Genomic DNA, 12,366 nt, shown 5'->3' with positions numbered 1-12,366 from the left:
CCCCTCCGGTTGAACCGGAGGGGCGCTTCCATGAAGACCGGGGAGTTACTTGACCTGTGCGGCAGCTTCGCCCAGCATCGGCACGAAGTTATCCAGTGCGTACGGGATGCTCAGCACGTTGGCCGCTGAAATGGACAGGGTCAGGGTGTTGTCCGAATCGGCCACCAGTCCGCCGTTCTTCAGGGCCGGAATCTGGCTCAGGAGCGGATCTGACATGATCGACTCCTTGGCGGCGTCGTCGGCCACCCAGCTGACGAACAGGTCCGCTTCGAGTTCATTGGCCCGCTCCGGGGACCAGGTCAGGTAGAAGGCGTCGGCGGGGGCGTTCTCGTCAACGATCGGGGCCTGGACCATGCCCAGTTCCTTCAGGAATTTGGGGCGGTTGTCGCCGGAGGTGTAGATGGAAATCTGGTCTGCACCGGCGGTGGTGTCCAGGTTGCCGTAGATGAAGCTGGTGCCCGCGAGCTCCGGATACTCGGCAGCCTTGTCAGCAATGGCTTTCTCGGTGTCTTCGACCAGCTTGGCGGCTTCGTCGCTCTTGCCGAGGGCTTCGCCGATCATCTCGGCGGAGTCCTGCCACGATGTGTAGTACGGAGTCTCGGGGTAGGCGATCACCGGAGCGATGGCGCTGAGCTTGTCATACTCTTCCTCCGTGATCCCGGAGTAGGCGGCGAGGATGACATCCGGGGTGGTGGCAGCAATCGCGTCGAAGTTGATGCCGTCCGTCTCGGAGTACTGGACGGGGGCATTGTCCGAGCCAATCGGCGCCCCGAGCTCTTCCAGCGCTTCGTCGATCCATGGCGTGGTGCCGTTCTCGTTTCCGCCCCACTCATACTCCGGCATGCCCACCGGCACTACGCCCAGGGCCAGCGCCGTGTCGGTATTGACCCAGGAGACCGTTGCCACGCGCTCCGGAACGGAGTCGAGTGTGGTCTCGCCGAAGGCGTGCTCAATGGTGACGGGGAACTGGTCGCTGGAGCCGGCGGCGGTTCCGGTGCCCGCGTCGGAGGAGGACCCGGTGGAGCAGGCGGAAAGGGACAGCGCGGCAACAGCGGCGACGGCCGCAAGGCTGCGCATGCGGGACAGGGCCATTTTTGGGCTCCTTGATAGTGCAGTGTGGACGGGGACGCCGGCACTTTTTCTCCGGCAAGGTAAGGCTAACCTACGAATGCCGGAAATACGCAAAACAGATGTGCCCTAATGGCAACAATCACGGCCGGGACCGCAGGAGGCGGCGCAGGTCAACCGCCGGATCGGCCAGGGCGGCCGCGTCCACGGTCTTGCCCAATGCGATCAGCCGGCGGGCCGCCCGGAGGGAATTACCGGCGTCGGCCCCGGCCGCGCCGGCCAGCGTTCCGTCCGGCGTGATCCGGAAAACCACATAATCCGGCCCGGGTTTCCCGCGTTCTACGGTTACCCCGACCGCAGACATCTGGCCGACGGCTTCAGCATGGACGCCGTAGCGGTCAGTCCAGAACCAGGGCACTGCGTCCTGCTCCGGTTCCTGGCCCAGGATTCCCGCCGCGGCGGCCTGGCCGGAGCGTACTGCAGCGTCCCAGTGCTCGCTGCGGCGCTCCAGCACTCCGTTGATTCTGCGGCGGACGGCGTCACCGGCCGCAAAGACACGGGGATGGCTGGTGCGCCCGTTGCCCTCAACCACAATTCCGTCCTCAACCGCCAGACCTGCTGCTTCGGCCAGCGCGGTGTCCGGCACCATACCCACGGCAGCGAGCACGGTATCAGCTGCCACCGAGGTGCCGTCTTCCAGCAGCACCGCCAGCGCCCCGCCGTCGGCCACAACGTCCACGGGGAGCGCGGTGAGGGATTCCACTCCTCGGCGGGCATGGAGGGAATGCAGGTAGCCGGCAAGTTCCGGCCCAACGGCGGGAACCAGCGGCACCGGGACCGGATCGATGAGTACGACGGCGGTCCCGAGGGCGGCAGCCGTTGCGGCAACTTCCGCCCCGATAAGTCCAGCGCCGATGATCACCAGCCGCTTGCCTGCCCCGAGCCGGCAGCGGAGCACATCGGCGTCGGCACGGCTGCGGAGGGTATGCAGCAGCCCGGAGCCTGGGAACGGCAGCGTGCGCGCCTTGCCTCCGGTGGCCAGGAGAAGTACGTCGGCCTGGATTTCCCCGCCGCCGTCCAGAAGCACTGTTCCGGAATCCGGATCGATTCGTGCGGCGGTGCCTGCAGTGACCGAGACGGAGTTTGCGCTGTACCAGGACTCTTCAGCCAGGGAAAGGGCCGCAGCTGAGCCTCCGGCGAGATAGCCCTTGCTGAGCGGAGGCCGGTCATAGGGTGCCCCGGTCGGGTCCAGCAGCTGGATCCGGCCGGCGAATCCGCGCCGGCGCAGTTCGGCGGCAGCGCTGAAACCGGCTGGTCCGGCTCCGATGACGGCAACGGAGCCGGGTTCGGCGTCGGACATCCCTTAGGACCCGGCCGGTGCCACACCCGGGTAGAGGATTACGTCCCCGTCAACGACCTCCACCTTGTGGGCGACTGCATTCACTGTTGCGGGCAGGCAAAGGGCAGCGCCGGTCTTGAGGCAGAAGCGGGCGGAGTGGACCGGGCATTCCACTTCCCCGTCTTCGATCCAGCCTTCAGCCAGTGATGCCTCTTCATGGGTGCAGGTGTCATTGAGCGCGTAGAACCCGCCGTCGTCACTGTGGAAGACTGCTATGTCATCCGTGGTCCCGGCGGTGGTGGAGTCCACCGTGATGGCTTCACCCTCATCGATTTCATCTGCTGCAGCTACGCGGATACCTTCACTCATGGCTCCCACGTTACCGCGCGATGCCACCCGGACCTGAGGCGCCCGCGGCTAGGCACCGGCAGACCCCGCTGTGCCGTACTGGCGGTTGCCCTCCAGCTCGGAAATCAGCGAGATGAGTTCCTTGCGCAGCGCGGGCCGCAGTTCAGCCGTAAGGCTCTGGTCCTCCAGGCGGATTGCCTGTCCCAGCGCTTCGCGGCCGTACTCGGAAATGTGCACTGCACGTTTAGGCGCTTCCGCGCCGTCGCCCACCTCATAGACCAGCCCCTGCGAGCGCATGCTCACCAGCGTGGTTCCCAGCGTCTGCGCGGTCACCCTCAGCCTGCGGGCCAGTTCTGCCCGGCGCATCGGCCCGAAGTCCCGCAGCACTTTCAGGGCCGTGACCCGCTCCTGGGTCAGCCCCATCGCGCGCAGCCGGTTATCCATCTCCCGGCGCAGCATCCGGGCTGCCGTCGACAGCAGCCGGACGGCTTCCCAATCCCCCTCGTTCTGCATACCCATTCCCCCTGAGATAGTGCGGCTGGTGTTCCAATTTCCTCAGTGTACTTACTATCCAAACCGCAGTCGGGGGGTGCCTGTCAAGCTCCGCTTCTGTCAGGCGCCGGCAAAGCTCTTGAATCGGTCCACGGACTCGGGCGCGCCGGAGATATCCACCCGGGCGGCCGAACGCCGGCCCATGGCATGGAGCGCCAGTTCAGCCACGGGCCCGGTTATGGTCACAGCAGGCTCTCCCCTGCGCACCCGTGCCTGCTCGCCGCCCGGCAGCTGCAGCGTCACACCCACCGGGCTGCGGAGGTAACTCATCCGCGCCATCAGCGGCAGCCGCCGGCGCAGCTCGCGCTCCTCGCCTTCCGGCAGCTCGCGGGGTTCCGGCTCGCCGGCTCCCCGGCGGATGTCTTCGTGATGCACAAAGAATTCAAGGAGGTTGACGGCGTCCCCTCCCCAGCGCATGGGCGAAATGCCCCGCGCCCCGACGGCGAACCGGTCTACCAGCTCCCGGTAACCGGACTCCGTGCCCGCCTGCGCCACCAGCCCGTTCAGGCTGTGCTCCTGCCCTGGCTTATCGCGCCGGATTCCGTCGCCGACCATCGCCCAGGGCCGCTCCTCACGCATGATCAGGTGCGCCAGCAGCCGGCTCACATTCCATCCCTCACAGAGCGTGGGTGCCTGCGGGTCCGTGGCGTGCAGCGTACGGACCATTGCCTTGCGTTCGGTTTCCATCCATGCCATGCCCGGTACCCTACAGGGTCGCGCCCCGCGGCCGTCCGGCGTGCCTGAAACGGATTGGCTACTGGCCCGTACCGGTTATCCGGCTACCCCTTTACCGGCCAGTAGGAACGCGTAGCATGGTCGGCACAGCCAGCGGAGGCGGCATGGGGAGCGGCCCGGACCAGTCCAGAACTAGGGGAAAACATGAGTTCCACTAATCTGCGGGATGCCCAAAACACCGGCGAAGACGACTCGGTCCGCCGGCTCCGGGAACGCAAGGTCAGCGAAAAAGATGCCCGCGAAGTCGCAGAGGCGTCCCGCATTACCGACGAGCAGCGGCCCAGCTTCGCCAAGGGCATTTACCTGGGCGACTTTGACCTCTCACTGATCCGCCCGCATCCCGCCCCCGCCCCGGAGGAGGTGGCCCGCTCGGAACGGTTCCTGGCCGATCTGACCCAGTACTGCTCCACCATGGACGGGCAGCTGATTGAGCGCACCGGGGTGATTCCAGACGAGTATCTGGCCGGTCTGGCCAAGCTGGGGGTCTTCGGTATCAAGATCCCGCAGGAGTACGGCGGTCTGGGCCTGTCCCTGCTCTACTACGGCCGGGCCCTGATGATCCTGGGAACAGTCCATCCGAGTCTCGGCGCCCTGGTTTCGGCGGACCTTTCGATCGGCGTTCCGGAGCCGGTGAAGGTTTTCGGCAGCGAAGAACAGCGCCGGGAGTACCTGCCGCGCTGCGCCGCCGGGGCGATTACCGCTTTCCTGCTCACCGAACCCGACGTCGGCTCCGATCCGGCCCGCATGCGCACCACGGCCGTTCCCTCCGAAGACGGCAGCGAATACGTGCTGGACGGCGTGAAGCTCTGGACCACCAACGGCGTGATCGCCGAGCTGGTGGTGGTGATGGCCGCAGTTCCGCCGCATGACGGGCAGAAGGGCGGAATCAGCGCGTTCATCGTGGAAATGGACTCCCCCGGGATCAGCGTGGAGAACCGCAACAACTTTATGGGCCTGCGCGGCATCGAAAACGGTGTGACCCGGCTGCAGGGCGTCCGGGTTCCCGCAGCCAACCGCGTGGGCCGGGAAGGCCAGGGGCTCAAGATCGCCCTGACCACGCTGAACACCGGCCGCCTCTCCATTCCGGCCATGTGCGCAGCAGGCGGCAAATGGTCCCTGAAGATCGCCCGTGGCTGGTCCAATGCCCGGGAACAGTGGGGCCGGCCCATCGGACGGCATGAGGCGGTCGGCAAGAAACTTGCGTTCATTGCCGCCACCACCTTCGCGCTGGAGTCGGTGTTTGAGCTCTCTGCCGAAATGGCCGACGCCGGCACCAAGGACATCCGCATCGAGGCAGCGCTGGCCAAACTGTGGGCCAGTGAAATGGCGTACAACATCGCTGACGAACTGGTCCAGGTGCGCGGCGGACGCGGCTTCGAGACCGCAGCTTCCCTGGCCGCCCGCGGGGAGCGCGCGGTCGCAGCGGAGCAGCAGCTGCGGGATCTGCGGATCAACCGGGTGTTTGAGGGTTCCACGGAAATCATGCACCTGCTGATCGCACGCGAAGCCGTGGACTCCCATCTGAAGGCTGCCGGAGACCTGGCCGTTGCCGACGCTTCGATTTCCCGCAAGGTGAAGGCCGGAGCCAAGGCAAGCGGTTTCTACGGCAAGTGGCTGCCCACCCTGGCGGTGGGAAACGGCAACGTCCCGACGTCGTACGCGGAGTTCGGCAGGCTGGCCAGGCATCTGCGCTACGCCGAGCGGGCATCCCGGAAGCTCGCGCGATCCACGTTTTACGGCATGGCCCGCTGGCAGGCCGGACTGGAACACCACCAGGCGTTCCTGGGCAGGATCGTGGACATCGGCGCAGAGCTGTTCGCCATGTCTGCGTCCTGCATGAAGGCGGAAACCATCCGGCGCAGGGACGCAGCGGAGGGGGCCGGGGCGTATGAACTGGCTGATGCTTTCTGCGCCCAGTCCAAGGTCCGGGTGGATGCCCTCTTCACCGAGCTCTGGAGCAACTCCGACGCCGAGGACCACAAGCTCTCCAAGAAGGTCCTGGACGGCAGGTACACCTGGCTGGAGGAAGGTGTACTGGACCAGTCCGAGGGCACCGGGCCGTGGATTTCAACAACTGCGTCCGACGGAAAACCGAAGGAAAACCTGCACCGCAAGTACCGCTGACAGGAAGCCCGTCTGCCCCGGAGCTTTGGTTCCAGGGCAGACGGGCTTTCAGCTGTTCGAGACGCGGTCAGCCGTTCGAGGCCCGCGGTGCCCCGATGCCGGGATCGATTTGGAACGGCCCGGAGGCGGAGGGCCGCACATCGAAGTCGAAGATCGACGTCGGAATGTAGACCGTGGAGCAGGAGTTCGGGATGTCCACTACCCCGGAGAGCCGGCCCTCGATCGGCGCGGCACCGAGCAGCAGGTAGGCCTGCTCCGGGCTGTAGCCAAACTTGGTCAGGTAGTCGATCGCATGCAGGCAGGCCCGCTGGTAGGACAGGTGGGAGTCCAGGTAGCGCTGCTCGCCGTCGAGCGTCACCGACGTCCCGGAGAACGCGATCCACTCGCTGAACTGCGGATCCACGTTGCCCGGCATAAAGATGGCGTTCTCATGGACCCCGTAGGTGTCCATGCCGCCCTTGATGATGTCCACCCGCAGGTCGATGAAACCGCCCATCTCGATGGCACCGCAGAACGTAATTTCACCGTCGCCCTGGGAGAAGTGCAGGTCCCCCACGGAGAGGTTGGCGCCGTCCACGAACACCGGGTAGAAGATCCGGGAGCCCTTGGAGAGGTTCTTGATGTCCTGGTTGCCGCCGTTTTCCCGCGGAGGGGCGGTACGGGCGGCCTCCGACCCAACCCTGGCCCAGTCGTCCCGTGGCAGGCCGCCAAGGACGGCGTGCTCAGCTTCGGGCGGCAGCGCCAGCGGCGGCACCCGGTGCGGGTCGGTGGCGATGAGGTCTCCCTCGCGCTTGTTCCACTTGGCCAGCAGTGCCGCGGAGGGAGCAGTTCCCATCAGGCCGGGGTGGATGAGTCCGGTAAAGGAGACGCCCGGGACGTGCCGCGAGGTCGCCGTCTGGCCGTTGAAATCCCAGATGGCCTTGTACGCGTCGGGGAACTGGTCGGTGAGGAAACCGCCGCCGTTCTCCTTCGCGAAGATGCCGGTGTAGCCCCAGCCCTGCCCGGCCAGCGGACCGGAGTCTTCCTGGGGAATAGGGCCGACGTCCAGGATGTCCACCACCAGCAGGTCTCCGGGTTTGGCGCCTTCCACCGCGAAAGGGCCGCTGAGTTTGTGGACGGTCAGCAGCGGCGCATTGAGGATATCTTCCGCGGAATCGTCGTTGACAATGGCGCCGTCAAACCATTCCCGGCAGTCCACCCGAAAGGATTCTCCCGGTTTTACCACCGCAACCGGGGGAATTTCAGGATGCCATCGGTTATGACCCAGATTTTCCTGGTCTTCAAACTTTTTTGATGAATCAAGCGGAAAAACTACTTTCGGCATAACTTCTCCTTTGAAGAACGGTTGTGTTAATCCGGGCGGGGCAGTTTTTGGTGAAGCGGATTCCTGGTCACGGACGCAGCTGAACCCGGCCCCCGCTTTCCGGCCGGGGAACGGACCACAGCCGGTTCGGAGGCACTGCGCTCGGTACTTTCGATTAGCCGGTAGGCGCTGGACGTGGACCGGGAGAGATGCGGGGAGGTGAACCGACGGGCAGCGTCCTGCCCGCACGAGGGACAGGGCACAGCATCCTGAACCTGTCCCATGGCGGACTGGACCTCAAAGTCGCGGCACTGCGGGCAGCGGTAGGCGTACAGCGGCATGGCTTCCTTTCGGATCGTTAGGGGAGAACCGGCTGGGCTCCGGCACTGCCGGCACCGGGCGGAACGGTTTCAGCATCCCGGTCCGGACCTGTATTCCTCTTCCTGCCCAGATAGAAGGACACAGCCACGGCTGCCGCTCCGGCCAGCGCCATCACAGACGCCGTGGCGTTCGTCGAGACGTAACTGCCGGTCAGCAGCGCAAACGCGGGAAGGGTGGCGGTGAGCTGCCCTCCGATGATTGCGAACCATCCGGTGGTCCGGCTTAGATCCTCCCGGCCCAGGCCCAGGAGAAGGAAGAAGAGAAGCCAAAGAACCGCCCACAGGTACCAAATCACGCCGAACACCGGGTCCGAGGTGAGGGAGAACTGAAGCGTTCCGATCACCACGGCGCACCCGGCGACGAAGAGTGAGAACCAGCCCAGCCCCTCCGGGCCCACGCCCGTTACCTGGATCAGCCCGACATACAAATAGGTGAACCCGAACAGGTAGAGCCCGGCGGCGGCGAAGACGGCGGCCGGGTCGCCCGCGGCCTGGATAAGCAGGACGGTGGGGAAGACGACCTGCATAGTTCCCACGAAGAAGTTCATCATCGCTGCGGATTTTCCCGGCACCTTGCCCAGAAGCATAAGACCGTTAATCAGCAGGACGGCACCAACATACAACAAACCAACACTGGCCATATTTGCTCCATTGCAAACAGAAATCCATCGGCTGTTCAGGAGGCCGGGCGTTTCCTGTGGGAAATGCACTGCAGCCACACCTGGGTGTTTGGCCAGCATATGGTTCTTTAAAGGAACCGTCAATGAAATTATTGTTGGTTCTTTTTATGTCCACGGCGTTTCCCCGCCTCTGGCCTTGACTCCCCCGCGCCGCCCCGGCAGACTCGGCCCACGGACCGGCCGCTGGAACTCCTTGCCACCGGAGGCAGAACATGCAACTTCGCCCCGAACCCTCATCCGTGGACGGCCGCCTTGCCGGCCGAACCGCCGTCGTCACCGCCTCCAGCCGCGGCATTGGACTGGCGATCGCACACCGGTTCGTGGATGAGGGCGCCCGCGTGATCATCACCGGCCGGGATCCGGCCGCTCTTCAGGAGGCCGCCGCAGGCTTTCAGGAAGGAACGGTCCTGAGCGTCTCCGGCAACGCCACAGATCCGCTGCACCAGCGTTCAGTGCTGGACGCGGCAGCAGACGTGCTGGGCGGGCTGGACATACTGGTGAACTGTGCCGGCACCAACCCCGTCTACGGACCACTGCTGGACCTGGATCTGGACGCAGCCCGGAAGATACTAGAGACCAATCTCCTCACAGCCCTGGCCTGGGTGAAGTCCGCCTGCCGCCACCCGGAGGCGGGTTTCCTCCAGGGAGGATCCTCCGTCATCAACATGTCTTCCGTGAGCGCACGCACTGCAGCCAAGGGCATCGAGTTCTACGGCATCAGCAAGGCCGCGCTCGAGCACCTCACCCGGTCCCTCGCCGTCGAGCTTGCCCCGGCTGTCCGGGTCAATGCCCTGGCACCTGCAGTGGTGAAGACCCGGTTTTCCCAGGCCCTGTACGAAGGACGCGAAGAAAGAGCTGCCGCTGCCTATCCGCTGGGCCGGCTCGGCAACCCGGAGGACGTTGCGGCCGGCGCCGCTTTCCTGGCATCCGACGACGCCGCCTGGGTCACCGGCCAGGTACTGACAGTTGACGGCGGCCTGCTGGCCGGCGGCTAACCGGGCCCGTTCCGCACACCGTCACGGCACGACGACGGCACGGCCCAGGAGCTGGTTGTTCTTCAGCTTCTCGTAGGCGGCCGGGGCATCGTCGAGCGAAAAGACTTCGGTATGCACGTTGATGTGCCCGCCGCGGGCCAGATCCAGTACCTCAAACAGCTCGGGGCGTGATCCCCAGTAGGGCGAACGCACGGATACATCCCAGGCTGCGCCGGAGACCAGCCCCATCTTCAGGGTTCCGGAACCCGCGCCAAGCAGCACGTGGTCGCCCTGGTGGCGGACCATTGCCTGGCCCAGGTCCAGGGTCGCTTGGTTGGCCACGAAGTCGAAGACCGCGTCCACGCCGAGCCCGTTGGTGAGATCGCTGACCATGGTGGCGGCGCCGGCCTCGGACGGGAAGGTGTACTGCGCCCCAACGTCGCTGGCCAGATTGAGTTTCGCCTCGTCGATATCCAGGGCAACCACTGTGGCGCTGGTGAGTGCCCGCAGAATTTGGATGGCCACGTGGCCCAGCCCGCCCACTCCGATGACGACGGCGGTGGCTCCCGAGTGCAGTTTTTCCAGAGACCCCTTGATCCCGTGGTACGGCGTCAGTCCGGCATCGGTCAGGGAAACGTTCTTGACCGGGTCCAGATCTCCGAGCGGCAGCAGGTGCCGGGCGCTGTCCACAATAAGGTATTCCGCCATGGATCCGGGTGCCCCCAGCCCGGGAGGAGCAATGCCGTATTTGCCGGCATTGCGGCAGTAGTTTTCCCGTCCGGAGGAGCATTCGTAGCAGAGTCCGCAGCCCCACGGACCGTACACGGCCATGGACTGGCCCTCTTCGATGTACTTCACACCGTCACCGATTTTGTCCACGATGCCGGCGCCTTCGTGGCCCAGGGTCAGCGGCAGCCCGTAAACGAACTCGTTTTCAGGCAGGGACATGATGTATTCGTCGGAATGGCAAACTCCTGCGGCAGTGACCTTGAGCCGCACCTGTCCCGGGCCCGGTTCCGGGGTATCGATCTCAACGACTTCGGGGGCTTGGCCAATGCTGCGGTATTGAAGGGCCTTCATGGCGTGCTCCTGTCTCCGCGCCGGCAGATCCCGCCGCACGGGTGGAATGGATTTGCCCCTTAAGCCTTGCACCACTAACCGGATTCCACAGCCCTTCGGGGCTCGGAACGGCTGCTGGGCCTTGCAGAGGGCACGCTGCCGGCCCAGCTCGCGGTGCCGGTCTAGCCGAAGAGCGCTGCGGCCTTGGTCAGGGTCTGGAAGACACCGTAAGCCAGTGGGATGCCGACCAGCAGCCAGCTAAAGACCAGTTTCGCGTTGCTCATCGGGTTCCTTCCTCGAGGGTTGTGTTTGCGCCGGCGTTCTCCGCGGGGTCCTGGTCGCCGGCGGTGTCCTTAGTGTCCTTCCCTTTACCGGGCTCGTGGTACTTCGGGGCAACCGGGGTGATCAGCAGGTTGGCAATGAACCCTACGACCAGCAGGCCGACCATGGTCAGCAGTGCAGGCTGGTAGGCCTGGGCGGTCAGTTCGCCGGGGGTGCCCTGGGCATCCAGGAACGAGTTGACGATCAGCGGTCCGGCGATACCCGCTGCAGACCAGGCCGTGAGCAGGCGTCCGTGGATGGCGCCAACCTGGAAGGTCCCGAACAGATCCCGCAGATAGGCCGGTACGGTGGCGAATCCTCCGCCGTAGAAGGAAAGGATGATGAAGGCCAGCAGGACGTAGAGGATGGTGGACGAGGAGCCGAACAGGGCCAGCAGCACGTAGCACGCGGCGCCGGCTCCGAGATAGACCATGTAGATGCGTTTGCGGCCGATCACATCCGAGGTGGCGGACCAGACGAACCTGCCGCCCATGTTGCCGATCGACAGCAGGCCGACAAATCCGCCGGCTACCGCGGCCGTCACCACCGAGGCGCCGTCGGGTTCGCGGAAGAAGTCCTGGATCATCGGTGCAGCCTGTTCCAGGATGCCGATTCCGGCCGTGACGTTACAGAACAGGACAATCCAGACGAGCCAGAACTGCCGGGTCTTGATGGCGTTCGACGCCGAGACGTTGGCGGTGGTGACAAGCGGTTTCCTGGCGACGGTGGCCGGGTCGAACCCCTTGGGCTTCCAGTCGTCCGCAGGCACCCGGATGGTCCATGCCCCGTAGAGCATATAGATAAGGTAAACGACGCCGAGCGTCACGAAGAGCTTGCCGACGGCGTCGCCGCTGGCTACCCAGCCGGGAGTTCCGGAGTCCGGGTCGTAGAAGGCCAGCAGAGCGGAAGAGAGCGGGCTGGCGATCAGCGCGCCGCCGCCGAAGCCCATGATCGCCATACCGGTGGCCAGGCCCGGACGGTCCGGGAACCATTTGATCAGGGTGGAGACCGGGGAGATATAGCCGATGCCCAGACCGATGCCGCCCAGGAAGCCGTAGCCGATGTAGACCAGCCATAGCTGGCCGGTGAAGATTCCCAGGGCACCGACCATAAATCCGCCGGACCAGAACAGCGCCGAAACGAACATGGCCTTGCGCGGGCCGTTGCGGTCCACCCAGGTTCCCATGACAGCTGCCGAGAGTCCGAGCATCACAATGGCGACGGAGAAGATCACGCCGATCTGGGTGAGGCTCGCATCGAAGTACTCAACCAGCGCGGTCTTGTACACGCTGGTGGCGTACGCCTGCCCAATGCACAGGTGAACCGCCAGCGCCGCGGGCGGAATGAGCCAGCGGTTGAATCCGGGCGGTGCAATGATGCGTTCTCGGTCCAGCCAGCTCATGTGTTCTCCCAAGGGTCACCCAGCAAAGTCATTGGCCGGGGCGGGGGCGCCCCGGCGCCGCCCCCCCGCGCCCGCCCCCCC

13 protein-coding genes are annotated in these 12,366 nt (G+C 65.3%); 2 read left to right on the top strand and 11 right to left on the bottom strand.

Going from position 1 to position 12,366, the window contains the following annotated elements; all coding sequences use genetic code 11:
• Positions 1-45: 45 nt before the first annotated feature.
• From TVC13_RS17235 to TVC13_RS17215, 5 genes are all read right to left on the bottom strand, one after another.
• Positions 46-1,092 carry an iron-siderophore ABC transporter substrate-binding protein gene (locus TVC13_RS17235; protein WP_422402364.1) on the bottom strand — a complete coding sequence of 349 codons (1,047 nt, stop codon included), beginning with the start codon at positions 1,090-1,092 and terminating at the stop codon, positions 46-48.
• Positions 1,093-1,210: 118 nt separating this feature from the next.
• Positions 1,211-2,428 (bottom strand): NAD(P)/FAD-dependent oxidoreductase, encoded by a 1,218-nt coding sequence (locus TVC13_RS17230; protein ID WP_422402363.1) that lies wholly within the window; start codon positions 2,426-2,428, stop codon positions 1,211-1,213.
• A 3-nt stretch (positions 2,429-2,431) separates the two neighbouring features.
• Positions 2,432-2,776, bottom strand: coding sequence for a bifunctional 3-phenylpropionate/cinnamic acid dioxygenase ferredoxin subunit (locus TVC13_RS17225; RefSeq protein ID WP_422402362.1), 345 nt, complete (start codon positions 2,774-2,776; stop codon positions 2,432-2,434).
• 48 nt (positions 2,777-2,824) lie between these two features.
• Entirely contained in the window at positions 2,825-3,268 is a 444-nt protein-coding gene (locus tag TVC13_RS17220) for a hypothetical protein (protein WP_422402361.1), read from the bottom strand.
• A gap of 99 nt (positions 3,269-3,367) precedes the next feature.
• Positions 3,368-4,003, bottom strand: a complete 636-nt coding sequence (locus TVC13_RS17215; RefSeq protein ID WP_422402360.1) for a TIGR03085 family metal-binding protein — start codon at positions 4,001-4,003, stop codon at positions 3,368-3,370.
• Between the two features lie 183 nt (positions 4,004-4,186).
• Here TVC13_RS17215 and TVC13_RS17210 point away from each other — a divergent pair, with 183 nt between their 5' ends.
• Positions 4,187-6,166, top strand: a complete 1,980-nt coding sequence (locus TVC13_RS17210) for an acyl-CoA dehydrogenase family protein (RefSeq protein ID WP_422402359.1) — start codon at positions 4,187-4,189, stop codon at positions 6,164-6,166.
• Positions 6,167-6,233: 67 nt separating this feature from the next.
• On the opposite strand, the gene fmdA is transcribed toward TVC13_RS17210, so the two are convergent.
• The 3 genes from fmdA to TVC13_RS17195 are packed head-to-tail and all read right to left on the bottom strand — an operon-like array spanning position 6,234 to position 8,490.
• A complete protein-coding gene (gene fmdA, locus TVC13_RS17205) occupies positions 6,234-7,490 on the bottom strand; it encodes a formamidase (RefSeq protein ID WP_422402358.1) in 1,257 nt (418 codons plus the stop codon).
• Positions 7,491-7,516: 26 nt separating this feature from the next.
• On the bottom strand, positions 7,517-7,810 hold the full coding sequence (locus tag TVC13_RS17200) for an FmdB family zinc ribbon protein (RefSeq protein WP_422402357.1): 294 nt from the start codon (positions 7,808-7,810) through the stop codon (positions 7,517-7,519).
• 17 nt (positions 7,811-7,827) lie between these two features.
• Positions 7,828-8,490, bottom strand: coding sequence for an AmiS/UreI family transporter (locus TVC13_RS17195; RefSeq protein ID WP_422402356.1), 663 nt, complete (start codon positions 8,488-8,490; stop codon positions 7,828-7,830).
• Between the two features lie 251 nt (positions 8,491-8,741).
• Between TVC13_RS17195 and TVC13_RS17190 the strand changes: the two genes are divergently transcribed.
• A complete protein-coding gene (locus tag TVC13_RS17190; protein ID WP_422402355.1) occupies positions 8,742-9,524 on the top strand; it encodes an SDR family oxidoreductase in 783 nt (260 codons plus the stop codon).
• Positions 9,525-9,545: 21 nt separating this feature from the next.
• Here the strand turns inward: TVC13_RS17190 and TVC13_RS17185 are convergent, their stop codons facing one another.
• From TVC13_RS17185 to TVC13_RS17175, 3 genes are all read right to left on the bottom strand, one after another.
• Positions 9,546-10,583: an NAD(P)-dependent alcohol dehydrogenase gene (locus tag TVC13_RS17185; protein WP_422402354.1), complete on the bottom strand. Its 1,038-nt coding sequence runs from the start codon at positions 10,581-10,583 to the stop codon at positions 9,546-9,548.
• 161 nt (positions 10,584-10,744) lie between these two features.
• Positions 10,745-10,846, bottom strand: a complete 102-nt coding sequence (locus tag TVC13_RS17180) for an MFS transporter small subunit (protein ID WP_422402353.1) — start codon at positions 10,844-10,846, stop codon at positions 10,745-10,747.
• Positions 10,843-12,285, bottom strand: a complete 1,443-nt coding sequence (locus TVC13_RS17175; protein ID WP_422402352.1) for an OFA family MFS transporter — start codon at positions 12,283-12,285, stop codon at positions 10,843-10,845. The genes TVC13_RS17180 and TVC13_RS17175 overlap by 4 nt, the downstream gene beginning before the upstream one ends.
• Between the last annotated feature and the right edge of the window lie 81 nt (positions 12,286-12,366).

This window comes from Arthrobacter sp. 3Tela_A (genome assembly GCF_049311025.1).
Taxonomy (GTDB): domain Bacteria; phylum Actinomycetota; class Actinomycetes; order Actinomycetales; family Micrococcaceae; genus Arthrobacter_B.
Note: the sequence above shows the minus strand (reverse complement) of the source record. Positions and strands in the feature narration are given on the sequence as shown.